This window comes from Haematobacter genomosp. 1 (assembly GCF_002196855.1).
Classification (GTDB): Bacteria; Pseudomonadota; Alphaproteobacteria; order Rhodobacterales; family Rhodobacteraceae; genus Haematobacter.
The window spans coordinates 106,245-132,771 of the sequence record NZ_NIPW01000010.1 but is presented as its reverse complement, the minus strand read 5'-3'; the positions used below and the strand labels follow the sequence as shown (position 1 = coordinate 132,771).

26 protein-coding genes are annotated in these 26,527 nt (G+C 64.1%); 4 read left to right on the top strand and 22 right to left on the bottom strand.

The genetic code is table 11. The features are described 5' to 3' along the window. Positions 1 to 276 precede the first annotated feature (276 nt). The 3 genes from CDV49_RS06915 to CDV49_RS06905 all read left to right on the top strand — a co-directional run bounded on the left by CDV49_RS06915 (position 277) and on the right by CDV49_RS06905 (position 3,462). Entirely contained in the window at positions 277 to 888 is a 612-nt protein-coding gene (locus CDV49_RS06915) for a GcrA family cell cycle regulator (RefSeq protein WP_088214823.1), read from the top strand. A 183-nt stretch (positions 889 to 1,071) separates the two neighbouring features. Continuing rightward, entirely contained in the window at positions 1,072 to 2,166 is a 1,095-nt protein-coding gene (locus tag CDV49_RS06910; RefSeq protein WP_088214822.1) for a carboxynorspermidine decarboxylase, read from the top strand. A 57-nt stretch (positions 2,167 to 2,223) separates the two neighbouring features. Further along, complete coding sequence (locus tag CDV49_RS06905; protein WP_088214821.1) at positions 2,224 to 3,462, top strand: saccharopine dehydrogenase family protein; 1,239 nt, start codon at positions 2,224 to 2,226, stop codon at positions 3,460 to 3,462. Between the two features lie 52 nt (positions 3,463 to 3,514). Here the strand turns inward: CDV49_RS06905 and CDV49_RS06900 are convergent, their stop codons facing one another. After that, the gene (locus CDV49_RS06900) at positions 3,515 to 4,762 is read right to left on the bottom strand and encodes an MFS transporter (RefSeq protein ID WP_373447786.1); all 1,248 of its coding nucleotides are present in this window, start codon (positions 4,760 to 4,762) and stop codon (positions 3,515 to 3,517) included. Between the two features lie 106 nt (positions 4,763 to 4,868). Between CDV49_RS06900 and CDV49_RS06895 the strand changes: the two genes are divergently transcribed. After that, positions 4,869 to 5,675 carry an AraC family transcriptional regulator gene (locus tag CDV49_RS06895; RefSeq protein WP_088214819.1) on the top strand — a complete coding sequence of 269 codons (807 nt, stop codon included), beginning with the start codon at positions 4,869 to 4,871 and terminating at the stop codon, positions 5,673 to 5,675. Between the two features lie 3 nt (positions 5,676 to 5,678). On the opposite strand, the gene CDV49_RS06890 is transcribed toward CDV49_RS06895, so the two are convergent. The 21 genes from CDV49_RS06890 to CDV49_RS06790 all read right to left on the bottom strand — a co-directional run bounded on the left by CDV49_RS06890 (position 5,679) and on the right by CDV49_RS06790 (position 26,476). Beyond that, entirely contained in the window at positions 5,679 to 7,355 is a 1,677-nt protein-coding gene (locus CDV49_RS06890; RefSeq protein WP_088214818.1) for a ribonuclease J, read from the bottom strand. A 9-nt stretch (positions 7,356 to 7,364) separates the two neighbouring features. Beyond that, the gene (locus CDV49_RS06885) at positions 7,365 to 8,144 is read right to left on the bottom strand and encodes a type III pantothenate kinase (protein WP_088214817.1); all 780 of its coding nucleotides are present in this window, start codon (positions 8,142 to 8,144) and stop codon (positions 7,365 to 7,367) included. Between the two features lie 13 nt (positions 8,145 to 8,157). Continuing rightward, positions 8,158 to 8,916 (bottom strand): biotin--[acetyl-CoA-carboxylase] ligase, encoded by a 759-nt coding sequence (locus tag CDV49_RS06880; protein WP_179209137.1) that lies wholly within the window; start codon positions 8,914 to 8,916, stop codon positions 8,158 to 8,160. A gap of 20 nt (positions 8,917 to 8,936) precedes the next feature. After that, a complete protein-coding gene (gene nuoN, locus CDV49_RS06875; RefSeq protein WP_088214816.1) occupies positions 8,937 to 10,376 on the bottom strand; it encodes an NADH-quinone oxidoreductase subunit NuoN in 1,440 nt (479 codons plus the stop codon). A gap of 16 nt (positions 10,377 to 10,392) precedes the next feature. Next, entirely contained in the window at positions 10,393 to 11,937 is a 1,545-nt protein-coding gene (locus tag CDV49_RS06870) for an NADH-quinone oxidoreductase subunit M (RefSeq protein WP_088214815.1), read from the bottom strand. Then, complete coding sequence (gene nuoL, locus CDV49_RS06865) at positions 11,937 to 14,174, bottom strand: NADH-quinone oxidoreductase subunit L (RefSeq protein ID WP_088214814.1); 2,238 nt, start codon at positions 14,172 to 14,174, stop codon at positions 11,937 to 11,939. The genes CDV49_RS06870 and nuoL overlap by 1 nt, the downstream gene beginning before the upstream one ends. Before the next feature lie 3 nt (positions 14,175 to 14,177). Beyond that, positions 14,178 to 14,483: an NADH-quinone oxidoreductase subunit NuoK gene (nuoK, locus tag CDV49_RS06860; RefSeq protein ID WP_035745126.1), complete on the bottom strand. Its 306-nt coding sequence runs from the start codon at positions 14,481 to 14,483 to the stop codon at positions 14,178 to 14,180. Positions 14,484 to 14,560: 77 nt separating this feature from the next. Beyond that, positions 14,561 to 15,169, bottom strand: a complete 609-nt coding sequence (locus CDV49_RS06855; RefSeq protein WP_088215028.1) for an NADH-quinone oxidoreductase subunit J — start codon at positions 15,167 to 15,169, stop codon at positions 14,561 to 14,563. 2 nt (positions 15,170 to 15,171) lie between these two features. Beyond that, positions 15,172 to 15,579: a carboxymuconolactone decarboxylase family protein gene (locus CDV49_RS06850; RefSeq protein WP_035713892.1), complete on the bottom strand. Its 408-nt coding sequence runs from the start codon at positions 15,577 to 15,579 to the stop codon at positions 15,172 to 15,174. Positions 15,580 to 15,586: 7 nt separating this feature from the next. Further along, a complete protein-coding gene (nuoI, locus tag CDV49_RS06845) occupies positions 15,587 to 16,081 on the bottom strand; it encodes an NADH-quinone oxidoreductase subunit NuoI (protein WP_035713893.1) in 495 nt (164 codons plus the stop codon). A 49-nt stretch (positions 16,082 to 16,130) separates the two neighbouring features. Next, entirely contained in the window at positions 16,131 to 17,168 is a 1,038-nt protein-coding gene (nuoH, locus tag CDV49_RS06840) for an NADH-quinone oxidoreductase subunit NuoH (RefSeq protein ID WP_088214813.1), read from the bottom strand. Between the two features lie 153 nt (positions 17,169 to 17,321). Further along, positions 17,322 to 19,343, bottom strand: a complete 2,022-nt coding sequence (gene nuoG / locus CDV49_RS06835; RefSeq protein WP_088214812.1) for an NADH-quinone oxidoreductase subunit NuoG — start codon at positions 19,341 to 19,343, stop codon at positions 17,322 to 17,324. Positions 19,344 to 19,346: 3 nt separating this feature from the next. Then, complete coding sequence (locus CDV49_RS06830) at positions 19,347 to 19,847, bottom strand: DUF3291 domain-containing protein (protein ID WP_088214811.1); 501 nt, start codon at positions 19,845 to 19,847, stop codon at positions 19,347 to 19,349. Positions 19,848 to 19,849: 2 nt separating this feature from the next. Continuing rightward, the gene (nuoF, locus tag CDV49_RS06825) at positions 19,850 to 21,145 is read right to left on the bottom strand and encodes an NADH-quinone oxidoreductase subunit NuoF (protein WP_088214810.1); all 1,296 of its coding nucleotides are present in this window, start codon (positions 21,143 to 21,145) and stop codon (positions 19,850 to 19,852) included. A 4-nt stretch (positions 21,146 to 21,149) separates the two neighbouring features. Continuing rightward, the gene (locus tag CDV49_RS06820) at positions 21,150 to 21,374 is read right to left on the bottom strand and encodes a DUF5337 domain-containing protein (protein ID WP_088214809.1); all 225 of its coding nucleotides are present in this window, start codon (positions 21,372 to 21,374) and stop codon (positions 21,150 to 21,152) included. Continuing rightward, positions 21,374 to 22,651: an NADH-quinone oxidoreductase subunit E gene (locus tag CDV49_RS06815; protein ID WP_088214808.1), complete on the bottom strand. Its 1,278-nt coding sequence runs from the start codon at positions 22,649 to 22,651 to the stop codon at positions 21,374 to 21,376. The genes CDV49_RS06820 and CDV49_RS06815 overlap by 1 nt, the downstream gene beginning before the upstream one ends. 61 nt (positions 22,652 to 22,712) lie before the next feature. Then, positions 22,713 to 23,921: an NADH-quinone oxidoreductase subunit D gene (locus CDV49_RS06810; RefSeq protein ID WP_035745142.1), complete on the bottom strand. Its 1,209-nt coding sequence runs from the start codon at positions 23,919 to 23,921 to the stop codon at positions 22,713 to 22,715. Between the two features lie 12 nt (positions 23,922 to 23,933). Then, a complete protein-coding gene (locus CDV49_RS06805) occupies positions 23,934 to 24,548 on the bottom strand; it encodes an NADH-quinone oxidoreductase subunit C (protein ID WP_088214807.1) in 615 nt (204 codons plus the stop codon). 7 nt (positions 24,549 to 24,555) lie between these two features. Continuing rightward, positions 24,556 to 25,089, bottom strand: coding sequence for a NuoB/complex I 20 kDa subunit family protein (locus CDV49_RS06800; RefSeq protein ID WP_179209136.1), 534 nt, complete (start codon positions 25,087 to 25,089; stop codon positions 24,556 to 24,558). Then, positions 25,080 to 25,445, bottom strand: coding sequence for an NADH-quinone oxidoreductase subunit A (locus tag CDV49_RS06795; protein ID WP_088214806.1), 366 nt, complete (start codon positions 25,443 to 25,445; stop codon positions 25,080 to 25,082). The genes CDV49_RS06800 and CDV49_RS06795 overlap by 10 nt, the downstream gene beginning before the upstream one ends. Positions 25,446 to 25,660: 215 nt before the next feature. Then, on the bottom strand, positions 25,661 to 26,476 hold the full coding sequence (locus CDV49_RS06790) for a crotonase/enoyl-CoA hydratase family protein (RefSeq protein ID WP_088214805.1): 816 nt from the start codon (positions 26,474 to 26,476) through the stop codon (positions 25,661 to 25,663). Between the last annotated feature and the right edge of the window lie 51 nt (positions 26,477 to 26,527).

The window sequence follows — 26,527 nt, the reverse complement described above, 5'->3', positions numbered from 1 at the left end:
GTCAGACGCGGGTGCGACGACGTCGGCTCGGCAGGGAAAGGCGGAGCTTTGCGATCATGTGACGCGGATAACGGCTCGGTGCAGGGTTGTAAATCTTTTTTGCGGTGCTCATCTCATCGAAAGCGACCTTTGCTGCGGTTATGCTTGAATCGGCGGCCTGTCGCTTGTATCTCGCCGTGTCCCGCTTAGAATGCGGCGCCAAGAACCCGAATTTTGCCGCTTGCCGGTGCGCCCCCTGGCGCAGCCGAGATGGCGGCTTTCAGCCGGAGGCACTGAATGTCCTGGACCGACGAACGCGTCGAGACCCTGAAGCGGATGTGGGGCGAAGGCCAGAGCGCCAGCCAGATCGCCAAGGAACTTGGCGGTGTCACGCGCAACGCGGTGATCGGCAAGGTCCATCGGCTTGGCCTTTCCAACCGTGGACCGGGTGAGAAGGAAGAGGAAGCCGTTGTCGAAACGGTCGAGGAGATCGTGGTGCAGGAAACGGTGATCGAGGTCGTCGTCGAGAGCGCACCCGAGCCGGAGCCGGAACCTGTCCGGGCAGAGCCGAGCCGTGCCGAGCCGCAACCGCGTGTCGCACCGCCGCCACCGACCCAGCTTTCCACCCGCCGCCCGGTGACGAACGGTCTGCAACCGCTTCCGCCGCAGCCCTCGACCAACGAAATCAGCCCCGAAACCCTCGCCTCCGCCCGCGAGGTGGAGAAGCGCGCCCGCAAGCTCACCCTGCTGGAGTTGACGGAACGGACCTGCAAATGGCCGATCGGTGACCCGGCCACGGACGATTTCTGGTTCTGCGGTCATGCCGCTGCGCCCGGCAAGCCCTATTGCGAAGCGCATGTGAGCGTGGCTTTCCAACCGATGTCCGCGCGCCGGGACCGCCGCCGCTAAGTCGCGCCCTCCCCCTGATCGAGCGTCCGCGCGCATTCCGCGCGGCGTCATCTTCCTGTTGCTTCGGCAGGGCAGATTCGGCGGCAAATTGCCCCGGGGACTTGAGGCGGCGGAGAAAAATGACTACGTCGTCGCCTTCCTCGGGCGACGCGGTCGCCCGCCCTGACGCCGTAGGAGGCCCCCATGCAGACACCCTGCTACGTGATCGACAAGGCGCTGCTCCTGCCCAACATGGAGAAGATCGCCACGCTGCGCGAAGCCTCCGGCGCCAAGGCGCTGCTGGCGCTCAAGTGCTTCGCCACATGGTCGGTCTTCGATTTCATGTCGGACTACATGGATGGCACCACCTCCTCCTCGCTTTACGAGGTGAAGCTCGGGCGGGAGAAGTTTCCGGGCGAGACGCACGCCTATTCCGTGGCCTGGGCGCCTGACGAGATCGACGAGGTTCTGGCCAATTCCGACAAGGTCATCTTCAACACCGCCGGGCAGCTCGAACGCTTCCGCGACGTGTCGGAGGGGCATGTCCGCGGCCTGCGGGTCAATCCCGGCGTCTCCACCTCCGGCTTCGATCTGGCGGATCCGGCGCGGCCCTTCTCACGGCTTGGCGAATGGGATCCCCAGCGGATCGAACCGCATCTCGACGCGATTTCCGGCTTCATGTTCCACAACAACTGCGAAAACGAGAGTTTCGAGCGGTTCGACGAGATGCTGGGCCTGATCGAGCAACGCTTCGGCGGGCTGATCCGGCGGCTGGACTGGATTTCGCTGGGCGGAGGCATCCACTTCACCGGCGAGGGTTATCCGCTGATGAAACTGGCGGAGCGGCTGAAGCGGTTTTCCGGCGAATATGGCGTGCAGGTCTATCTGGAGCCGGGAGAGGCGGCGATCACCAAATCCACCACACTGGAGGTGACGGTGCTCGACACGCTGCACAATGGAAAGAACCTCGCCATCGTGGACAGCTCCATCGAGGCCCACATGCTCGATCTGCTGATCTATCGCCAGTCCGCCAAGATGGAGCCGAACGAAGGGCCGGAGGAATGGATGGTCTGCGGGAAATCCTGTCTCGCGGGCGACATCTTCGGCGAGTTCCGCTTTCCCCACCCCCTGAAATCCGGGGACCGGCTGTCGATCCAGGATGCTGCCGGTTACACGATGGTCAAGAAGAACTGGTTCAACGGCGTGAAGATGCCTTCCATCGCCATCCGCGAACTGGATGGAACCCTGACTGAAGTGCGCGACTTCGGCTATGACGAATTCGCCGCCGCGCTTTCCTGACCCCGCGCCCCCCATCGGCGGGGGGCCTTCACTCTCAGACCAACGAGGCCTCATGGAATGAAGAAGAACGTCCTCATCATCGGAGCCGGTGGCGTGGCGCAGGTCGTTGCGCATAAATGCGCCCAGAACAACGACCTTCTCGGCGATATCCACATCGCATCGCGCACCAAGGCGAAGTGCGATGCGATCATCGAAAGCGTGCATGCGAAAAGCGCCCTGAAGGTTCCCGGCGTGTTCGAAGGTCATGCCGTCGATGCGATGGATACCGACGCGGTTGCCGCTTTGATCGAGAGGACGGGTGCGGAGATCGTCATCAACGTCGGCTCCGCCTTCGTGAACATGTACGTGCTGGAAGCCTGCATCCGGACCGGCGCAGCCTATATGGACACAGCCATCCACGAAGACCCGGCGAAGATATGCGAGACACCGCCGTGGTATGGCAACTACGAATGGCAGCGGCGGGAACGCACGGCGCAAGCGGGCGTGACCGCGATCCTCGGCGTCGGGTTCGATCCCGGCGTGGTCAATGCCTATGCCCGCCTCGCCGCCGACCGGTATGTCGATGAGGTGAAGTCGATCGACATCGTGGACATCAATGCGGGCTCGCACGGACGCTGGTTCGCCACCAATTTCGACCCGGAGATCAACTTCCGCGAATTCACCGGCACAGTCTATTCCTGGCAGGATGGCCAGTGGCAGTCGAACAGCATGTTCGAGGTGGGCCGAGAATGGGATCTACCGGTCGTTGGCAAGCAGAAGGCGTATCTCACCGGCCATGATGAGGTGCACTCCCTCTCCGCAAACTATCCCGATGCCGATGTGCGCTTCTGGATGGGCTTCGGCGACCACTACATCAACGTGTTCACCGTCCTGAAGAATCTCGGCCTGCTCTCCGAAAAGCCTGTGAAGACGGCCGAGGGTCAGGAGGTCGTGCCGCTCAAGGTGGTCAAGGCGGTCTTGCCGGATCCTGCGAGCCTCGCCCCCGACTATGAGGGCAAGACCTGCATCGGCGATCTGGTGACCGGAACGAAGAACGGCGAAGCGGCCGAAGTGTTCATCTACAACGTCGCGGACCACAAGGAAGCCTATGAGGAAGTCGGCAGCCAAGGGATCTCCTACACCGCTGGTGTGCCGCCGGTTGCTGCCGCGCTCCTCATCGCACGTGGTGACTGGGACGTGGGCAAGATGGTCAATGTGGAGGAACTGCCGCCGCTACCGTTCCTCAAGGAACTTGACCGTCTGGGCCTGCCGACCCGCGTGAAGGACAAGGATGGCGACAGGCCGCTGGATTACTGAGGGTGAAAACCCGGGATTGTGAAAGGGCGCCCCTTTGGGCGCCCTTTTCGCATCAGCTCTTGCGCCGCAGTTCCGCCGATTTCGGCAGGAAGATCGTCAGCAGACCAAGCGCCGGGAACCATGCAAGGACGTGATAGACGCTGGCGATCCCGTGGCTGTCGGCCGCAAGCCCGATCAGCGCGGCGGCGATCCCGCCCAGCCCGAAGGACAGGCCAAAGAAGATACCCGCAACCATCCCGACCCGCCCCGGCAGCAGTTCCTGTGCAAAGACCACGATGGCGGAGAAGGCGGAGGCGAGGATCACGCCGATCACGACGGTCAGCACTCCCGTCCAGAACAGGTTCGCATGGGGGAGCAGCAGCGTGAAGGGCAGCACACCCAGGATGGACACCCAGATCACCGTGAGCGGGCCGAACCTGTCGGCAAAGGGCCCGCCGAGGATCGTGCCGACGGCGACGGCGCCGAGGAACAGGAACAGCATCACCTGCGCCGCCTGCGTGCCGAGGCCGAAGGTCTCGATCAGGTAGAAGGTGTAGAAGCTGGTCATCCCCGCCATGTAGGCATTCTTGGTCAGCACGAGGAAGGCGAGGATCCCGATGGACCACATCACCCGCGCCCGGGGCAGCGGCAGCGTCTTGTCGGCGGCCTTGCGGGCCTGCAGTTCCTCGCGGATGTCGCGATACCAAAGCCCGACCCGATAGAGGACGAAGCCCGCGATCAGCGCCAGCACCCCGAACCATGCCACGGCCGGACGCCCGAGCGGCACCACGATGAAAGCAGCGAGCAGCGGCCCGAGCGAGGTTCCGAAATTGCCTCCCACCTGAAAGAGCGATTGCGCCGTGCCATAACGGCCGCCGGAAGCGAACCGGGCCACGCGCGACGCCTCCGGGTGGAAGATGGCCGAGCCGATCCCGACCAGAGAGGCGCCGATGAGCAGCGTCGGATAGCTGCCCGCGACCGAGAGCACCATCAATCCGAGAAAAGTGAGCACGGAAGCCCAGGGGAGCGACATCGGCAACGGGTTTTTGTCGGTATAGATGCCGATCGCCGGCTGCAAAAGCGAGGCCGTGCCCTGGAAGGCCAGCGTCAGCGCCCCGATCTGCCAGAAATCCAGCGCGAAATCCGCCTTCAGCAGAGGATAGATCGCCGCGAGCAGCGACTGCATCACATCGTTCAGCATATGACACAGGCTGACGGCAAGGATGATCGACCAAGTCGTGCTATCCAGACGTCGCCGTGGGGCGGGCTGTGCGGGCTGCAACGGCGCCGCGATATCGGGGGTTATAGACACATCGGACAAGGGAGGGACTCCGCGTAATACTTCCGCCTGTTCTTAAGGCAGTTCCGAATCGAGTTCTTTCGTGCTTTGGTCAAAGACTTTCGCATCCGGGCCAACGGAGGACAGCATGGAGGCGGACCCCAACTATCGCGACCGGACGGCGGTGCCGAAGCCGACGCTGGACGCGCTCGACATCTCCAGCGAACCGCTCATCGCCGCGGCCGCGGATTACCCGGATTACCGGCTGGTGCCTCCCCACAGGCATAGCCGGTCCCAGCTGATCCATGCATTGGAGGGAGTTTTGCTGGTCCGCGCGGATGCGGGGCGGTGGATGGTGCCCAAGGATCATGCCCTCTGGCTGCCCGCAGAAACGGTGCATTCGGTAGAGATGCTTGGCAATGTGCGGATGCGGTCGGCCTATGTCCTGCCCGGAGCGCATCCGGGCCTGCCGGACACCATCCGGGTCGTGCATGTCACGCCGCTGATGCGCGAACTGCTGAAGGCGGCGTCCGATCTTCCGCCTCTGGGGCCGCTGGGCGCGCGCGATACGCTCGTCAATCACCTGTTGCTGCATGAAATACCGCTGCTGCCGGAACGCCCGCTCGCGCTGGCCTTTCCGACCGATCCACGGCTTGCGCGGCTGTGTCGGGAGTTCGTCGCCTCCCCGGACGCCCATGTCGCCATCGACGACTGGGCCGCGCGTGCGGGGATGAGCCGCCGCTCCTTCACCCGGCGCTTCCAGCAGGAGACGGGCCTGAGCCTGTCCCGCTGGCGGCAGCAGGCGAGCCTGTTTGCCGCCCTGCCCCGGCTTGCCGCAGGGGAGCCGGTGACGACGGTGGCGCTCGACCTCGGCTATGAGAGCGTTGCGGCATTCACCACGATGTTCCGCAGGATGCTGGGCAGTCCGCCCCGCACCTACGGCATCAGGGTCTGACGCTCACTCCTCCAGCAGACGGCTCACCACCACGGTGACTTCGGGCTTCTTGCCGATTTCCTGCACGGATGTCTGGCGCACCTGGCGGCGGATCGCCTCATCGAGCTTGCCGTCATCCCCGATGACCTTGTGCGACACCTTCTCCAGAAGGTCGGCGAGCGCCTGCTCGATGACCTCCTCCACCGCGCCGCCGCTCCGGCCACGCGTGGGCAGGCCCATGACCTCCGCCCAGGGGTCGCCGAGGATCTCGCCTTCGTCGTCGATGATGACGGTGATGAGAACATGCCCGTTCAGCGCCATGCGGATGCGATCGCGCACCACCCCGTCCGTCGCGCCGATCAGCACGTTTCCGTCGAGATAGAGCCGCCCCGTTTCCACATGTTCGACCACGCGGGGGCGGTCGCCGGACAGGTCCATCATCATGCCGTTGGTCACGATCTCCGAGGGGATACCCTTGGCTGCGACCAGTTTCGCATGTTCCCGCAGGTGGCGATGCTCGCCATGCATGGGAATGACCATGCGGGCGGACACCAGATCATGCACCGCCTCCAGATCCGGCCGGTTGGCGTGACCTGACACGTGGTAGAGGCCATCATTGTCATCCACCACATCCACGCCCATTTCGGAGAGCGCGTTCATGATGCGGATCACGCCGCGTTCGTTGCCGGGAATGGTGCGGGAGGAGAAGAGGAACAGATCGCCCTCCTTCAACTCCAGCCCCAGATAGCGCCCGCGCGACAGTTGCGCGGCAGCCGCGCGCCGCTCGCCCTGACTGCCCGTGACGATGAGCATCACGTTCTCCCGCGGCATGCTCGCCGCATCCTCGGGCGACACGGTCGGGGGGAAATCCGTCAGAACACCGGCCTCGACCGCCGCGGCCACCATCTTGCGCATCGCGCGCCCGAGCAGGCAAATGGAGCGTCCCGCAGCGACCGCCGCATCGGCCAGCGTCTTCAGGCGCGCGACGTTGGAGGCAAAGGTCGTGGCCACCACCATGCCGCGCGCATTGACCACGAGATCGAGCAGCGGCGCGGCCAGGGTGGATTCCGAGCGGCCCGGCCGGGGCGAGAAGACGTTGGTCGAGTCACAGGTGAAGGCCTGAACCTTGCCATTCGCCCGCGCCATCGTATGCCAGGCAGCGGCGTCGAAAGGCTCACCCACCACGGGCGTCCCGTCGAGCTTGAAATCCCCCGAGTGGACCACCCGGCCAGCGGGCGTGTCGATGACCAGCGCAGCGCTTTCCGGGATGGAATGCGACACGGGCATGAAGGAGATGCGGAACGGTCCCGCCTCCACCTGCTCGGGATAGGCGCCGACGATGTTGAGCATATCCGTCCCCAGACCCTGCTCCTCCAGCTTCAGCCGGGCGAGAACGCCGGTGAAGGCGCGGGTATAGACGGGCACCTTCAGCCGCGGCCAGAGATGGCCGATCCCGCCAAGGTGATCCTCATGCGCATGGGTGATGAAGATCGCCTCAAGCCGGTCGGCCCGCTGGGTCAGCCAGGAGACATCGGCCATGATGAGATCGACGCCGGGCGTCGTCTCCATGTCCGGGAAGGTCACGCCCAGATCGACGAGGATCAGCCGCTCCCGACCCGCCGGCCCGTAGCCGAAGACATAGGCGTTCATGCCGATTTCGCCGGCGCCGCCCAGGGGCAGGAAGATCAGCCGTTCACTCATGCGTATCCCTCATTCGCGGGGTGTGTCCTTGTTGTAGTCGTTGATGATGCGCAGCCCGTGCATCGTCAGGTCGTCTTCAAGACGGTCGAACAGGTCTTCGCCGGTCGCGAACAAAGGCGCAAGCCCCCCGGTGCCGATCACAAGCATGGAACGGCCTCTTTCCGCCCGTATCCGCGCGCAGATCTCCTTCACCACACCCACATAGGCCCAGAAAATGCCGGACTGCATGCAGGCAACGGTGTTTCGCCCGATCACGTGTTCGGGCTTGGTCACATCCACGTGCGGCAGGGCGGCGGCGGCCATGTGCAGCGCCTCCATCGACAGGTTCACCCCCGGAGAGATCACGCCGCCGATATAGGCTCCGTCGCTGTCCACCACATCAAACGTCGTCGCCGTGCCGAAATCGACGACGATCAGGTCGCCCCCGTGCCGGTCGTAGGCCCCTGCCGTATTCACCAGCCGGTCCGGGCCGACGAGCGTGCCCGCATCCACCCTTGGCGGGTTCGGAAGGCGGCATTCCGGCTTGCCCACCACCAGCGGGCGGCAGTCGAAATACCGGTTGCAGAGCACCCTAAGGTTGAACACGACCCGCGGCACGGTAGAGGAGATGATGACCTCCGTCACATCTGCGTCGATCTGGTTCAGCGTCATGAGCTGCTTGATCCAGACCCAATATTGATCCGCCGTGCGGCGATGATCCGTCGCGGTGCGCCATGTGGCGATGAAGCGCGCACCGTCCCAGATGGAGAACACCGTGTTGGTGTTGCCGCAATCGATCGCCATCAGCATGGCCTTCTCCCCCTCAGAAGAACACTTCCGCGGCGGGAATGGCCCGCCGCCCCTCCGACGTTGCCAGGACGAGCGCCCCCTGCGCGTCGATCGTCTCGAAAATCCCCGTGGTCGCGGTGCCGCCCGTCCGTGCCGTGATACGCTCTCCCAGCCGCGCGGCGCGGGCGAGCCATGCCTCCCGGATAGGGGCGAAGCCCTGCGTCGTGAAGACGGCCTCGCGAGCCGCGTAGCTCCGGGCAAGCACGGACAGGAATTCCTCGGGCGCAATCTGGGCACCGGTCGCGCCCAGCAGGCTCACCGGTTGCACGGCATGCGGCTCCAGCGCCTCCGCAGGCGGCGCCTCCGCCAGATTGACGCCGATACCGATGGCGAGGTGGCTGACCTGACCGCCCTGCCCGATGCCCTCCAGCAGAATGCCAGCCACCTTGCCGCCCGCCAGCAGCACGTCATTGGGCCATTTGAGCGCGAGGAGCTCCGGCCGGCCCGTCACCTCGCTCAAGGCGTCGGCAAGGGCGAGCGCGGCCACGAAGGAGCGGAGCGCCACCGTCGCGGGCGGCTCCTGCGGCCGCAGCACCAGCGCGCCGGCAAAGTTGCCCGACGGCATGGCCCAGGGGCGACCGCGCCTGCCCCGCCCCTGCGTCTGGTTGTAGGTGAGAATCCAAGCGGGGGCGGAGAGGGACGGCGCGATACGCGCCGCCTCGTTCAGCGTGCTGTCCAGTTCGGCATGGACGTGCAGCCCGATACCCGCTGGCCAGTCGGCCACCCTCGTCATGTCTCAGGGCCCGTCATGCCTCAGGGAACAAGCGCCGTGGCCGCGGCCTGCGCATAGGGTTCGATGCCGAACAGGTTGATGACACCGACCAGCATGATCGCCGCCGAGCCCATCAGCATCACCCATTGCACCGGCCCCATCCGGCTTTCCACGCCCGCGCCCTCTTCACCGAAGTACATGTAATAGACGATACGGAGGTAGTAATAGGCGCCGATCACCGATGCGATGACACCCAGAACCGCAAGCCAGGTCATGTTGCCCTCGACCGCCGCCATGATGACGTAGAACTTCCCGAAGAAGCCGATGAACGGCGGCACACCCGCGAGACTGAAGAACAGCACGAGCAGGGCCAGCGCCTTCAGCGGTTCCCGCTTGCTGAACAGGCGCAGCGAGTCGATATCGCTTACCGGACGTCCATCCCGTTCCATCGACAGGATGAAGGCAAAGGTGCCGATGTTCATGGTGACGTAGATCGCCATATAGACGAGCATCGCCTGAATCCCGAAGCTCGTCCCCGCGGCAAGGCCCATCAGCGCGTAACCCATATGGGCGATGGAGGAATAGGCCATCAGGCGCTTGATGTCCGTCTGCACGATCGCGCCGATAGACCCGAGATACATGGAGCAGACCGACAGGAATGCGACAATCTGGCTCCAGTCCCCCGCGACATTGCCGAAGGCGCCGTGAACGAGCCGGGCAATGAGCGCCATGGCCGCAACCTTGGGGGCAGTGGCGAAGAAGGCGGTGACCGGCGTCGGCGCACCTTCATAGACATCGGGCGTCCACATGTGGAAGGGCACGGCGGAGATCTTGAACGCCAACCCGGCGAGCATGAACACCAGCCCGAAGAGCAGGCCGAGCGGCAGTTGCTCGGACCCACGGACGGCCTCCGTGATACCGCTGAACAGCGTCGTGCCCGCAAATCCGTAAACGAGCGAGGCGCCGTAGAGCAGCATCCCCGAAGACAGCGAGCCGAGCACGAAATACTTGAGGCCCGCCTCGGTGGACTTGAGATTGTCACGCCGGATCGCCGCAAGCACGTAGAGCGCCAGCGACTGAAGCTCCAGGCCAAGATAAAGCGACATCAGATCGCCGGCGGACACCATCGCCATCATCCCGACGGTCGCCAGAGCGAACAGCACCGGATATTCGAAGCGGAGCAGGTCGTGCTTGGCAAGATAGTCGCGGCCCATCACCAGCACAAAGGCGCCGGAGACCAGAATGACCGCCTTCGCGAACCGCGAGAAGGCGTCGTCGATGAACATGCCCCCGAAGGCGAGCCGTGTGCCGCCCCCCAGGCCTATCCAGAATGCGAGGAGAACCATCACCACCGCCGTCACCCAGGTGATCAGCGTGGCGGTTGCATCCTTGCCCGTATAGACCCCGAAGAGCAGCGCTAGCATCGCATAGGCCGCGAGCAGCAGCTCCGGCAGGACGATGGCGATATCGGCAGAGATCATGGCGCGGTCCTTCGGTTCAATTCCGGGCGAGCCGCGTTGCGGCCTCACCGGCCTGGGCGACCGCCGTCTCGTAACCCTGCACCAGATTGGCCACGGAAGGCCCGATGATGTCAGTGACGAGCGACGGATACACGCCAAGCAGAAGTGTCATGGCGACGAGGGGGGCAAAGATCGCCTTCTCGCGCCGGGTCATGTCGGTGATGGACTTGAGGCTTTCCTTGACCAGATCGCCCAGCACCACACGGCGGTAGAGCCAGAGCGCATAGCAGGCCGACAGGATCACCCCCGTCGCGGCGAAGGTCGCGACCCAAGTGTTCACCTGGAACACCCCGACGATCGTCAGGAACTCTCCGATGAAGCCGGATGTCCCGGGCAGACCGACGTTGGCCATGGTGAAGAACAGGAAGACCGCCGCATAGGCGGGCATCCGGTTCACCAGGCCGCCATAAGCGGAAATCTCCCGGGTGTGCATACGGTCATAAACGACCCCGACGCAAAGGAAGAGCGCACCCGAGACAAAGCCGTGGCTGATCATCTGGAAGATCGCGCCGTCCAGTCCCTGCTGGTTGGCCGCAAAAATCCCCATTGTCACATAACCCATATGGGCCACCGACGAATAGGCGATCAGCTTCTTCATGTCCTGCTGCACAAGCGCAACGAGAGAGGTATAGACGATCGCGATCACGGAGAGCCACAGAACGAACGGCCCCAGCAGATCCGACGCCACCGGGAACATCGGCAGGCTGAAGCGCAGGAAGCCGTAGCCCCCCATCTTCAGCATTACCGCCGCCAGCAGAACGGACGCCCCGGTGGGAGCCTGCACGTGTGCATCCGGCAGCCAGGTGTGGACCGGCCACATCGGCATCTTGACCGCGAAGGAGGCAAAGAAGGCGAGCCATAGCAGCGTCTGCACGCCGCCCATGATCTGCCAGCCCATGAGCGTGAGCGGCGCGGAGGCGAACTGATGGTTCAGCAAGGTCGGAATGTCGGTCGTGCCCGCCTGCCAGTACATCGACACCATCGCCACCAGCATCAGCACCGAGCCGAGGAAGGTGTAGAGGAAGAATTTGAAGGAAGCGTAGATCCTGTCCTTCCCGCCCCAGATGCCGATGATGAGGAACATCGGGATCAGGCCCGCTTCGAAGAACAGGTAGAACAGCACGAGGTCCAGCGCCACGAAGACGCCGATCATCAGGCTTTCCAGGATGAGGAAGGCAATCATGTACTCCTTCACCCGGTAGGTGACATCCCAGCAGGCCGCGATGGTCAGCGGCATGAGGAAGGTCGTCAGCATGACGAAGAGCACGGAAATGCCGTCAACACCCAGCTTGTAGCGAAGGCCGAGAATCCACTCCCGGTTTTCCACGAACTGGAAGCCGGTATCGGATGGGTCGAAGCCGATCAGGATGAACAGCGAGACGAGGAAGGTCGCCGTCGTTGCGATGAGAGCCAGCCACTTGGCATTCCGCTGCGCCGCCGCATCGTCCCCGCGCAGAAACAGCGCAAGGATGATCGCCGCGACGAGGGGCGTGAAGGTGACGATCGAAAGGAGGTTTTCCATCAGTGCGCTCCTCCCCAGAGCGTCATCCAGGTGACGAGCAGGGCAATGCCCACCACCATGGCGAAAGCGTAGTGGAACAGGTAACCCGACTGCAGCCGCCCCGCGAGCCGCGCGAAGAACGGAATGATCCCGGTGGCCAGCCCGTTGATCCCGCCGTCGATCGTCGCGCCGTCACCGTTTTTCCACAGGAACCGGCCGAGCGCCTGCGCCGGGCGGATAAAGATGAACAGATAGATCTCGTCGAAGTACCATTTGTTCAACAGGAACCTGTAGAGCGGGCGATTGGTGGAAGCGACGCGTGCCGGAAGGCTCGGGTCACGAATGTACATGACATAGGCCAGCCCCAGCCCCAGAAGCATCGCGATGAACGGCGACACCTTGACCCAGACCGGGGCATGGTGGGCATTTTCCATCACGTGGTTGTCGGGATGCATGAAGATCGCCCCGATCTTCGCCGGGACAGCCGCATGCTCCGCTGTTGCCGGTGCAGCTTCCGTCGGAGCGGCGGCATGGTCTGCCGGTGCCGCCTCGCCAGCGGCCGTTTCCACAGGCGCCCCTACTGGCACCGCGCCATGGTCGGCTGCCGCGATCTCCTCGTGCTGCGCCGGGATGGAGAAGAACTGTTCTACCGCATGATGGTCGCCGAAGAAGGGCTTTTGCCAGATCATCCCCGCAAAGACCGCGCCGAAAGCCAGAACGATCATCGGGACCAGCATGACCCTCGGGCTTTCATGCGCGTGGTCATAGGCGGAACCGTGATGGCCGTGGCCATGGTCGCTGTCGTGAGGGTTGGAATGATGATCCGCCTGGTGGTTGGCATGAGCGTCGGGTTCCTCGGTGTCATGCTCCACGACATGCGCATCGCGCGGCTTGCCGAAGAAGGTGAGGAACATCAGCCGCCAAGAGTAGAAGGATGTCATGAAAGCGGCGATGACCAACATCCAGAAAGCGTATTGTGACGCTCCCGTCCCGCCGGCCCAGGCGCTCTCGATGATCGCGTCCTTCGAGAGGAACCCGGCAAAACCGATATGGGTAAGCGGAATGCCGACGCCGGTGATCGCCAAGGTGCCGATCATCATCATCCAGTAGGTCACGGGCAGTTTCTTGCGCAGTCCGCCGTAATTCCGCAGATCTTGCTCATGATGCATCGCGTGGATGACCGAGCCCGCGCCCAGGAACAGCATCGCCTTGAAGAAGGCGTGCGTGAGCAGGTGGAACATCGCTGCCGAATAGACACCCACGCCCGCCGCCACGAACATGTAGCCGAGCTGCGAACAGGTCGAATAGGCGATGACGCGCTTGATGTCGTTCTGCACGAGACCGACCGTCGCCGCGAAGAAGGCGGTGGACGCGCCTATGATGACGATGAAGGTCTTGGTTTCGGGCGCGAACTCGATCAGCGGCGACATGCGGCAGACCAGGAACACGCCCGCCGTCACCATGGTGGCGGCATGGATCAGGGCCGAAACCGGCGTCGGGCCTTCCATGGCGTCCGGGAGCCAGGTGTGGAGGAAGAGCTGCGCCGATTTCCCCATGGCGCCGATGAACAACAGAAATGCCACGAGGTTCGCGGCGTTCCAGTCGCGCCAAAGGAAACTGATCTCGGTCGTGGCGAGCGAGGGAGCCGCCGCGAAGATGTCGTCGAAGCGGATCGAGTCCACCAGGAAGTAGAGCGCGGCAATGCCGAGGATGAAGCCGAAGTCGCCCACCCGGTTGACGATGAACGCCTTCATCGCCGCAGCGCCCGCGGACTGTTTCTTGTAGTAGAAGCCGATCAGCAGGTAGGAGGCCACGCCGACGCCTTCCCAGCCGAAGAACATCTGCAGCAGGTTGTCCGACGTCACCAGCATGAGCATGGTGAAGGTGAAGAACGACAGGTAGGCGAAGAACCGCGCCCGATAGGGCGTGTCGCCGAAGTTGTCGTCATGCGCCATGTAGCCGAAGCTGTAGAGATGCACGAGCGCGGAGACGGTATTGACCACGATCAGCATGATCGTCGTCAGCCGGTCGATGCGCAGCGACCAGTCTGCATAGAGCGTGCCGGACTCGAGCCAGGTCATCAGCGGGACGCGATACGCCTCGCCATCATAGGTCAGGAACAGCACCCAGGACAGGATCGCGGCCAGGAACACCAGCCCGGTGGTGAGAAACTGCGCCCCGCGCTCCGAGATGATCCTCCAGCCGAAGCCGCCGACGATGGCCGCCAGAAGCGGGCCGAAGACGATGATCTTTTCCATGCCTCAGCCCTTCATCACGTTGACGTCTTCGACGTCGATGGTGCCGCGGTTCCGGAAGAAGCAGACCAGGATCGCCAGCCCGATCGCCGCTTCGGCCGCGGCGACCGTCAGCACGAACAGGGTGAAGACCTGCCCGACGAGATCGCCGAGGAAGGCCGAGAAGGTCACCAGATTGATGTTCACAGACAGCAGGATCAGCTCGATCGACATCAGGATGACGATCACGTTCTTCCGATTGAGGAAGATCCCGAAGATCCCGATGACGAACAGCGCCGCGGCCACCGTCAGATAATGTGTGAGTCCGATCATCGTCCTCGTCCCTCGCTTCCGGCGCTTCCGCACCGGCCTTCACCGGCGGTCGGGCCGCCCTTGTTCCGTCGGGGTGGTCAGAGTCCCTGCCCCGGCTTGATGTCCTTGAGCTCGATCGCCGTTGCCGGGTCTCGCATCATCTGCTTGATCACATCCTGCCGCTTCACATTCGTCCGGTGCCGCAGGGTGAGCACGATTGCCCCGATCATTGCGACCAGCAGCACGAGCGCGGAGGCCATGAACAGGTAAACGTAACGGTCATAGATCAGATGGCCGAGGGCCGCGGTGTTGTGCATGACCTCCGGCGCGGGCGCCGGCGCCATCCGCGCGGCCTCCGCCGTCGGCGCCATCGTCCAGCTTCCGAACGCGATGGCGAGTTGCATGATGATGACAAGGCCGATCAGCAGGCCGAGCGGCATGTACCGCACCATCTCGCTCTTCAATTCCTCGAAATCGACGTCGAGCATCATCACGACGAAGAGGAAGAGCACCGCAACCGCGCCGACATAGACGATGAGCAGCAGCATCGCCACGAACTCCGCCCCGAGCAGGACGAACAGCCCCGCCGCCGCGAAGAAAGCCAGAATGAGCCAGAGAACGGAATGCACGGGGTTCCGGGCCGTCACGACCATGAGACCGGCCACCACCGTGGTGATGGCAAAGAGATAGAAGGCAAAGGTTAGCATCGTCATTCTTCTGTTCCCTTGGCCCCGAAGACGCTCTGCGCGATCTCCAGCGCCCGGTTCATCGACGGCAGCCCGCCGAACATGCCCATCTGGTAGATCACTTCCGCGATCTCCCGCTTGGTCGCGCCCGCTTCCAGCGCGTGGCGGATGGTGAGCTTCAACTGCGGCTCCGCCTGCGCGCCGAGCATGGTGAGCGCGGCGATGATCACGAGCAGGCGGGTCTTGCTGTCCAGCCCCTCGCGGTTGAATGTCCTGCCGAAGGCCATCTCCATGAAGTTCTTCGACATGGTCGGCATCAGCTCGTCGAAGCCCGGCATGCGGAAGTCTTCGAGTGCCGGATTGAGCGAGCGCGCCATCTCCTGGCTGCTTTCCAGCATCGCCTTGAACATGCGGGAGAAGTCGTCGCTCATGTCTGCCTCACCGATATGGAGCGTCAAGCTCGAGATTGCGGGCGATTTCAGCTTCCCAGCGGGCGCCGTTGTCGAGAAGCTTGGCCTTGTCGTAGAACAGCTCCTCCCGGGTCTCGGTGGAAAACTCGAAGTTGGGGCCTTCGACGATCGCGTCCACGGGGCAGGCTTCCTGGCAGAAGCCGCAGTAGATGCACTTCGTCATGTCGATGTCATAGCGCGTGGTCCGACGGGAGCCGTCCTCCCGCGGTTCGGCATCGATGGTGATGGCCTGCGCCGGGCAGATCGCTTCGCACAGCTTGCAGGCGATGCAGCGTTCCTCGCCGTTCGGGTAACGGCGCAGCGCATGTTCACCGCGGAAGCGGGGAGACAGCGGGCCCTTTTCGAACGGATAGTTCACCGTCTCCTTCGGCGCGAAGAAGTATTTCAGACCCAAACCGAAGCCCTTGATGAAATCGGTCATCAGGAAATACTTCGCTGCGCGCGCATAGTTTATGGTGGCCATCAGTGCGCCCTTTCCTTCGGCGTCTGTTTCGTCGGCTGCCTTTTCATCCTCAGCCCCCCATCGACCAGCGGGCCCAGAAGTGACCGAACACTTCGTAACGCGCGAGGAAGGCGATGAGCACGACCCAGATCAGCGACAGCGGAAGGAATACCTTCCAGCCGATCCGCATGAGCTGGTCGTAGCGGTAACGCGGCACGATCGCCTTCACCATCGCGATGAGGAAGAAGAAGAAACACATCTTCAGGAACATCCAGAGCGCGCCGTCCGGCAGGCCCGGAATGGGCGAGAGCCAGCCGCCGAAGAACAGGATGGAGATGAGCGCGCACATCAGCCAGATGGCGATGTATTCCGACGCCATGAACAGCAGATACGGCGTAGAGGAATATTCGACCATGAAGCCCGCCACGAGCTCGGATTCCGCTTCGGGCAGGTCGAAGGGCGGGCGGTTCGTCTCTGCCAGGGCAGAGATGAAGAACAGCACGACCATCGGCAGGTGCGGCAGCCAGTACCAGTTGAACAGCCCGGCCGAGCCGCTCTGCGCATGGACGATGGCCGAGAGGTTCAGCGAGCCGGTGGAGATCACCACCCCGATGATGATGAGCCCCAGCGACACCTCATAGGAGATCATCTGCGCCGCAGACCGAAGCGAACCGAGGAAGGGATATTTGGAGTTCGACGCCCATCCCCCCATGATCACGCCGTAAACCTCCAGCGAGGAGATGGCGAAAAGGAACAGGATGGCGACGTTGATATTGGCAAGCACCCAGCCATCCGCGAACGGGATCACGGCGAAGCCGAGGATCGCCAGAACGAAAGACAGGAGCGGGGCGAGGAAGAAGACGAATTTATCGGCCCCCGCGGGAACCACGATCTCCTTCAGAACATATTTGAGAGCGTCGGCGAAAGTCTGGAACAGACCCCAGGGACCGACGACGTTCGGCCCGCGGCGCATCTGGACCGCTGCCCAGATCTTCCGGTCGCCATAGACCAGATAGATCAGCGACAGCATCACAAAGGCGACGACCAGAAGGGACTGACCGACGATGAGGACGATGGTCCCTGCGGTGGTGGAGAAGAAGTCAGCCATCTTGCCTCACGTTCATTGACCGTCGGTCATCGCTGGGTCGGCCGGGGAGAGAGACTCGCTCCCTCCGGTCACGCTGCTGTTAACAGCATCCGGCCCGCAGATGCCAGCCCGGATACGGTAGTTGCCGGTGGGGTCGAACCGGATCACGGCACGCTACTCCGCCGCCATGGCCGGCGAGCGCCGGGCGGCGGCGAGAGCAGAAAGCTCCGCCATCAGTTGCGACGCCCGGGCAATGGGGTTGGTCAGGTAGAAGTCCTTGATAACCGGGCGGAAATCGGCATCCGCCGGAGCGCTGGGGTCGAGCGGGGTCCAGGCGTTCTCGGCCACCTCGTCGATGCGCGCCAGATGCGGCACCTCCGCCACCAGCTTCCGGCGCAGGGCAGCCAGCGAGTCATAGGGCAGCGTCGCGCCGAGTTCGGCCGAAAGCGCCCGCAGGATCGCCCAGTTCTCCTTTGCTTCACCCGGCGGGAAACCTGCGCGGAGCGCGAGTTGCGGGCGGCCCTCGGTATTGACGAACAGACCCGGCTCCTCGGTATAGGCGGCGCCCGGCAGGATGATGTCCGCCCGATGCGCGCCGCGGTCTCCGTGATGGCCCTGATAGATGACGAACGGCCCGGGTGCGATCTCCACCTCATCGGCGCCAAGGCTGTAGATCACCTCCGCCCCGTTCAGCGCGGCATCCATCCCGCCCTCGGTCACCGCGCCGACGTCCATGGCGCCCACGCGGCTCGCCGCAGTATGCAGCACGAGGAAGCCGGAGCCGGTGTTCTCCGCCAGCTGCATCGCCTGCGAGAGCACCGCCGCGCCATCCGCCTCCGTCAACGCCCCCTGCCCGATGACGACGACGCTGGGCTTCGCCTTTGTCTCGTCTGAGATATCCTTGCCCGCAAGCTCCCGCAGCGCGGCGCGTCCCGGTCCGACATGGTCATAGCTGTAGGTCAGGTCGGCGGCGGACCCGATCAGCCCGACCTTCGCGCCGTTGATCCACGCCTTGCGGATACGGGCGTTCAGTACGGGAGATTCGTTGCGCGGATCGGTGCCGATGAGCTGGATCAGCTCCGCATTTTCCAGATCCTCGATCCGCGCGGTGCCGACGTAGCCCGACCGGTTGCCAGCGGGCAGCTTCGCCCCGTCCGTCCGGCATTCCACATTGCCGCCAAGCCCTTGCACGAGTTCCTTCAGAGCATAGATCGCCTCCACCGGGGCGAGATCGCCCACCAGTGCGGCGACCTTCCTGCCCTTCATCGCGGCGGCGGCCTTCTGCAGCGCTTCACCCCACGTTGCCGGGCGCAGTCTGCCGTTTTCGCGCACATAGGGCCGGTCGAGCCGCTGGCGGCGCAACCCGTCCCAGACGAAGCGGGTCTTGTCGGAGATCCACTCCTCGTTCACGCCGTCATGGTTGCGCGGCAGGATGCGCATGACTTCGCGGCCCTTCGTATCCACCCGGATGTTGGAGCCGAGCGCATCCATCACGTCGATCGTCTCGGTCTTGGTCAGCTCCCAGGGACGCGCGGTGAAAGCGTAGGGTTTCGACACCAGCGCGCCGACCGGGCACAGGTCGATCACGTTGCCCTGCATGTTGCTGTCGAGCGTCTGGTTGAGGTAGCTCGTGATCTCGCTGTCCTCACCCCGGCCGGTCTGGCCCATCTGGGTGATCCCGGCGACCTCGGTGGTGAAGCGAACGCAGCGTGTGCAGGAGATGCAGCGCGTCATATGCGTCTCGACCAGCGGGCCGAGGTTCAGATCCTCGGTCGCACGCTTCGGCTCACGGTAGCGGGAGAAATCCACGCCATAGGCCATCGCCTGGTCCTGAAGGTCGCATTCGCCCCCCTGATCGCAGATCGGGCAGTCGAGCGGGTGGTTGATGAGCAGGAACTCCATCACCCCCTCCCGCGCCTTCTTCACCATGGGCGAGTTGGTCTTGACCACCGGCGGCTCGCCGTTCGGGCCGGGACGCAGATCCTTCACCTGCATGGCGCAGGACGCCGTGGGCTTCGGGGGACCGCCGACCACTTCCACCAGACACATCCGGCAGTTGCCCGCGATGGACAGCCGCTCATGGTAGCAGAAGCGCGGCACCTCGATCCCGGCGACCTCACAGGCCTGCAGGATGGTCATCGCGCCGTCCACTTCATAGACGAGGCCGTCGATGGAGATTTTCCTGATATTCGACATCACTTACTCCGCCGCGATCTGCCGGCACCCACGGCTCCGCCAGAGCCGCGCGTCATCCAGATATTTCCACCCGAAGGCATGGTCGCTGTCGCCATGGGCCGTCAGATGGTCCAGACGCGCCAGACCCTCCTCCAGCGTAGGCCGGTGCCCGGCAGGCACCCACCACATGACGAAATGCATCCGCCCCAGCACCTCAAACCACTCCGCCCGCCGCTCGTAGAAGCTGCGGTGGACGGTGTTCCACACGAAGCGCTCAAGGCTCTCCACGTCCTCCCAGACGGTGAGGTTGGAGACGAAGCGCGGATCGCCCGCAATCTTCGTTTCCGTATTGCCCTTGCCCGGTTCGCCCGATCCTTCCATCATCCACACGAAGCCCGGCATCCGCTTGCCGAGCGTGTTCACCCGGTCCAGCGCCGCCATGAACTCCGCCACGCGCGGATCATCGGTTTCGGCGATCAGCCGTCCGATGTTCAGCTCGGCGAGATGCATCCCCTCGGGCGCCATCGTCACTCCGCCGCGATGGCCGAGACGCGCCCGGTCTTTTTATACTTGATGCGGTCTTCGATCTCGTTGCGGTAGTGGCGGATGAGACCCTGGATCGGCCACGCAGCCGCATCGCCGAGCGCGCAGATCGTGTGGCCCTCGACCTGCTTCGTCACCTGGAAGAGCATGTCGATTTCCTCGACTTCCGCATCCCCGGTGACCAGCCGGTCCATCACGCGCATCATCCAGCCGGTGCCTTCCCGGCAGGGCGTGCACTGACCGCAGCTTTCGTGCTTGAAGAACTTCGCCAGCCGCCAGACCGCCTTGATGACGTCGGTCTGCTGATCCATCACGATCATGCAGGCGGTGCCGAAGGAAGATTTCAGCTCCCGCATGCCGTCATAATCCATGATGGCATCGTCGCACTGGTCGGCCGGGATGATCGGGCAGGACGCGCCGCCGGGGATCACGGCCTTCAGGTTCTTCCAGCCGCCGCGGATACCGCCGCCGTGTTTCTCGATGAGTTCCTTCATCGAGATGGACATGGTCTCCTCGACGACGCAGGGCGTGTTGATATGCCCGGTCAGACCGAAGAGCTTCACGCCCGCGTTGTTCGGCCGCCCGAAGGAGGCGAACCACTCCCCGCCCCGGCGCAGGATCGTCGGCGCCACGGCGATGGATTCGACGTTGTTCACCGTGGTCGGGCAACCGTAGAGCCCCGCACCCGCCGGAAACGGCGGCTTCATCCGCGGCATGCCCTTCTTGCCCTCGAGGCTCTCCAGCAGGGCCGTTTCCTCGCCGCAGATATAGGCGCCGGCCCCGTGGTGCAGGTAGAGATCGAAATCCCAGCCCGAGCCTGCCGCGTTCACGCCGAGCAGACCGTCCTCATAGCATTCGTCGATGGCAGCCTGCAGCGCCTCCCGCTCCCGAATGTATTCGCCCCGCAGGTAGATGTAGCTCGCATGCGCGCCCATCGCGAAGGAGGCGATCAGCGCGCCTTCGATCAGCGTATGCGGATCGTGGCGCATGATCTCCCGGTCCTTGCAGGTCGCGGGTTCGGATTCATCGGCGTTGATGACCAGATAGGCCGGACGGCCGTCGGATTCCTTCGGCATGAAGGACCATTTCATACCGGTCGGAAAACCTGCCCCGCCCCGCCCGCGCAGGCCCGACTTCTTCATCTCGTCGATGATCCAGTCGCGCCCCTTCTCGATGAGGCCGGCAGTCCCGTCCCAGTGCCCGCGCTTCTTCGCGCCGGCCAGGGAGCGGTCATGCATCCCGTAGATGTTGGTGAAGATCCGGTCCTGGTCCTTCAGCATCTTCTCACCCTTCCAAGGCCCGGCGTTTGCGCCAGACGCGCCATGTGACGATCATACCCCACACGAGGGCGCCGATCGCGGCAAAGTCGATCAGGAAGGCATAGCGGCTGTCCCAGCCCATGCGCCCCCCGACCCATTGCAGGACGAACCAGAGCACCATGGCGGCGGCCATCACGCCGCCCGCCTGTCTGGCCTGCACGGCCAGTGCCCTGTGTGCGTCCTCCGTCATCAGATCTCCCCACGCTCCACCTTGCGGGAATGGTCGGTCTCCCCGCCGGCAGCGAGGATTTTCGCCTGTCCGATCCAATCCTCGCGCAGGGCGCGCCCCTTGAATTCGTGCAGATGCGCATCGATCCATGCCAGATCCTCCGCCGTCCAGGCAGCGATCTGGTCGAAATGGAAGATGCCGAGGTCGTGGAGCATCTTCTCGAGCTTCGGGCCGACGCCGGAGATGCGGAGCAGATTGTCCGCCTCGCCCTCCCGCGGTTCAGGCAGGAAGCCCGGGCGCGTCGGGGCGCCACCGCCAAGGATCACGGCATCCTCCGCCGTAACCTTGGGATCGCTTTCCGGCTCCTGGTCGACATCCTTGTCGTCCCGGCCCTCGGGATCGTCGCCCGCGACAGGCTGGCCGGGTTCACCCGTCGCCGTGCCGCCGGTGGCGATGCCTTCCACTTCCGGCCGCCCCACGGTATCCACGGGCGCTTCCTCGATGGAGATCCCGGTCTCGTCGATCGGATGACCCGCACCCGGGGCGGGCTGGACCTCCTCACCCCCTTCGACCGGCGCATTGCGGTCGGAACGGTCGAGCCAGGGCGCGTTGAGGGGCACTTCCGTCCCGTCGATGCGCTTCACCGTATCCCCGATGGCAAGCGCAAGCGTCACGGAAGCGTTGCGCTCCGGCCGGTCTTCCGCAAGGTCGGTGAGGCTCGTCAGGCCCGTCGCCGGTTCGGAGGAGAAGCGCCCGTTCTGCGGGCCGGGCACCGGAACCTTGCCGGCGGCCAGATCGTCGAGCAGGGCCACGAGCTTGTCCTCGGTGAGGTTCTCGTAATAGTCCTTGCCGATCTGGGCCATCGGCGCGCCGGAACAGGCGCCGAGACATTCCACTTCCTCCCAGCTGAACTTTCCGTCCGCCGAGAGTTCATGGGGTTGGGCGTTGATCCGCTTCTTGCAGACCGCCATCAGGTCTTCCGCGCCGCAGATCATGCAGGACGTGGTGCCGCAGATCTGGACATGGGCGACAGTGCCGGTCGGTTGCAGCTGGAACATGAAGTAGAAGGTCGCGACTTCGAGCACGCGGATATAGGCCATGCCCAACATGTCCGCGACATATTCGATCGCGGGCTTGGTCAGCCAGCCTTCCTGCTCCTGCGCGCGCCAGAGCAGCGGGATCACCGCAGAAGCCTGACGCCCTTCGGGATATTTCGAGATCTGCGCCTTGGCCCAGTCGAGGTTCGCGGGAGCAAACTCGAAATGGTTGGGCTGCGCGTGGTAAAGACGGCGTAGCATCAGACGGCTCCGGTCTGGCGGGCCGCGACGGGCGCGGCCAGCTGGCTTTGGGCGGGGCGGCTCACCGGTCCACCTCGCCGAACACAATGTCGAGCGTGCCGATGATTGCGGTCACGTCGGCCAGAAGATGCCCCTTGGCAAGATAGTCCATCGCCTGAAGGTGCATGTAGCCCGGAGCGCGCAGCTTCACGCGGTAGGGCCGGTTGGTTCCGTCGGCGACGAGATAGACGCCGAACTCCCCCTTGGGAGCTTCAACCGCCGCATAGACCTCACCGGCGGGGACATGGAACCCTTCGGTGTAGAGCTTGAAGTGGTGGATGAGGCTTTCCATCGAGCGCTTCATGTCACCGCGCTTCGGCGGGGTAATCTTGCCGCGCGCCAGCACATCGCCCGGGGTCTGGCGGAGTTTTGCGATGGCCTGCTTGATGATCTTGGTCGATTCCCGCATCTCCTGCATCCGGCAGAGATAACGGTCGTAGCAATCACCGTTGGTGCCCACGGGGATCTGGAAATCGAACTCGTCGTAGCACTCATAAGGCTGCGAGCGGCGAAGATCCCAGGCAAGACCGGTGCCCCGCGCCATGACGCCGGAGAAGCCGTATTGCTGGATGTCCTCTTCCGTCACCAACGCGATATCCACGAGCCGCTGCTTGACGATCCGGTTTTCGGTGATGAGCGCATCCAGAGTGTCGATGAGCTTCGGGAACCTGTCGGCCCAGGCGTCGATATCGTCGATGAGGTCGGGCGGCAGATCCTGATGGACGCCGCCGGGACGGAAATAGGCCGCGTGCAGACGCGCCCCGCAGGCCCGCTCATAGAACACCATCAGCTCTTCGCGGGCGGTGAAGCCCCAGAGCGGCGGTGTCAGCGCGCCCACGTCCATGATCCCGGTCGTGATGACCATGATGTGGTTCAGGATGCGCCCGATCTCGCAATAGAGCACCCGGATCAGGCTCGCGCGCCGCGGAACCACCGTTCCGGTCAGCTTCTCGATGGCCAGGCAGTAGGCATGCTCCTGGTTCATCGGACAGACGTAGTCGAGCCGGTCCAGATAGGGCAGGTTCTGAAGATAGGTCCGGCTCTCCATCAGCTTCTCGGTGCCGCGATGAAGCAGGCCGATATGCGGGTCGGCGCGTTCCACCACCTCGCCGTCCAGCTCCAGCACCATGCGCAGCACGCCGTGCGCCGCGGGGTGCTGCGGCCCGAAGTTGATGTTGAAGTTGCGGATCTTCTGTTCGCCGGTCAGAGCGTCGTCGAAAGCACCGTCCATCTCAGACCCTCCTCACTTCTTCTCGTCGCCCGGCAGGATGTATTGCGCACCCTCCCATGGCGACATGAAGTCGAATTGACGATATTCCTGCACGAGGTTGACAGGTTCGTAGATCACCCGCTTCTGTTCCTCGTCATAACGCACCTGCGTGTAGCCGGTGGTCGGGAAGTCCTTGCGCAGCGGAAAGCCGCGGAAACCGTAGTCCGTCAGGATGCGCCGCAGATCCGGGTGGCCGGAGAACAGGATGCCGAACATGTCGAACACCTCCCGCTCCAGCCAGTTCGCCCCGGCATGGACCCCGGTGACGGAGGGCACGAGCTCCTCCTCCCGCACCTGGATCTTCACGCGGACGCGCTGGTTCTGGTACATCGACAGCAGGTGATAGACCACATCGAAGCGGGCTTCGCGTTCGGGGTAGTCCACCGCCGTCAGATCGACCAGCGTCGAGAAGCGGCAGTTCGGATCGGTCTTAAGGAACTCCAGAAACGCCACGATGGAACTGCGGTCGGCCTCGACCGTCAACTCGCCGAAATCCACCTTGGCGGACAGGACATGCTGCGGCTGCCGGCTCTGGATATGCTCCGCCAGCTCGGCGAGGGGGGCATCTGCAAGGACTGCGTCGCTCATCTTACCCTCAACGTGCAATGGTGCCGGTGCGGCGGATTTTCCGCTGCAACTGGAGGATGCCGTAGAGCAGCGCCTCCGCCGTGGGGGGGCAACCCGGGACATAGACATCGACCGGAACGACCCGGTCGCAGCCCCGGACAACCGAATAGCTGTAGTGATAATAGCCGCCGCCGTTGGCGCAGGATCCCATGGAGATCACGTAGCGCGGCTCCGGCATCTGGTCATAGACCTTGCGAAGCGCGGGCGCCATCTTGTTGGTCAGCGTGCCCGCGACGATCATCAGGTCGGACTGCCGGGGCGAGGCGCGGGGTGCCGCGCCGAAGCGCTCCACGTCATAGCGCGGCATGGACATCTGGATCATCTCGACCGCGCAGCAGGCCAGCCCGAACGTCATCCAGTGGAGCGAGCCGATGCGCGCCCAGTTGATGATGTCCTCGGTCGAGGTGAGCAGGAACCCCTTGTCCTGAAGCTCGCGGTTCAGCGCCTGGGTGGCGACTTCGCGGTCAGCACCCGCGGTGTTCGCGCCGGTCATCACTCCCATTCGAGAGCTCCCTTCTTCCATTCGTAGGCAAAGCCAACGGTCAAGACGCCGAGGAAGATCATCATCGACCAGAAGGCCACGTCTGTAAGGCCGCCGAACGCCACTGCCCACGGGAACAGGAAGGCGACTTCGAGATCGAAGATGATGAACAGGATCGAGACAAGGTAGAAGCGGATATCGAACTTCATCCGCGCGTCGTCGAACGAGTTGAAGCCGCACTCGTAGGCCGAGACCTTTTCCGGGTCCGGTTTCCGCACCGCGAGAATCGCAGCCGAAAGCATCAGGACGAGGCCGAGGGCGACGGCAACACCGAGAAAGACGAGGATCGGCAGGTATTCTCTCAGCAGATCGTCCACTGGTGGCTCCTTCGCTGGGATACCGTAGCATCCCGGTTGGCTGCGAAGCGGTTTACCCCTGCCCCCCGCCGGGGTCAACCGACTGCGGCGCAGCAAGCGCCTTCTGCGATCGCAAACGTCGCGTTTTCAGGCACTCGCGCCGGAAAACGGAACCAAACCGATTCCCGGACGTATCCGGCGGCGCATTTCCCGTGGTTTTCAACGAAGAGCCGCGCTCAGGCGTCACGCCAGGCGGGGGGGCGTTTCTCGAAGAATGCGGCGATACCCTCCTCCGCTTCGGCGGTCTCCCAGCGCGCGACAAGTGCGCCTATCGTCGCATCCACCATCTCCGGCGTCACCCCGCCGCCGAGTCGCCGCACGAGAGCCTTGGAATCGGCCACCGCCCCCGGCGCGGCAACGAGATAGGGGGCCACCTCCGCCTCCACCGCCGCATCCAGCTCTTCGGGCGGCATCACGCGCGACAGCAGGTCGAGCGACAGCGCCTCCTCCGGGCCGAAGATGCGGGGAGAGAAGAATACGCGCCGGGCACGCGCCGCGCCGAGCCGCGCAACCACATAAGGCCCGATCGTCGCCGGGATCAGCCCGAGCCGCACCTCCGTCAGACCGAGCTTCAGCCCCGTCACTCCGATCGCGGTATCACAGACGGAGATCATGCCGAGCCCACCCCCGAAGGCCTGCCCCTGAATGCGGCCGATCAGCGGCTTCGGCAGGCGGTCCAGCAGGCCCAGCATGTCGGCGAGCCGCCGTGCCTCCCGCGCCCGCTGCGTCGCATCGGCCCGCATCTGCTCCCGCATCCAGCCTAGGTCACCGCCTGCACAGAAACTCTCGCCTTCCGCCGCGAGGATCACCACCCGGACTGACGGGTCTTCCCCGAGCCGCCGCGCCGCCTCGGACAACTCATCCATCATCTGCGCCGAAAGCGCGTTATGCCGTTCGGGCCGCGCGAGGGTCAGCGTGGCAACACCGCGCGTGTCGATCTCGAGGCGTATGGTCTCAAGGGGGGTGGCCTCAGGGCGGGTGGTCTCGGTCATCTCGGCATCTCCGTTTCGGACAGGATCAGGGCAAGGGAGGGGCGGTCGAGC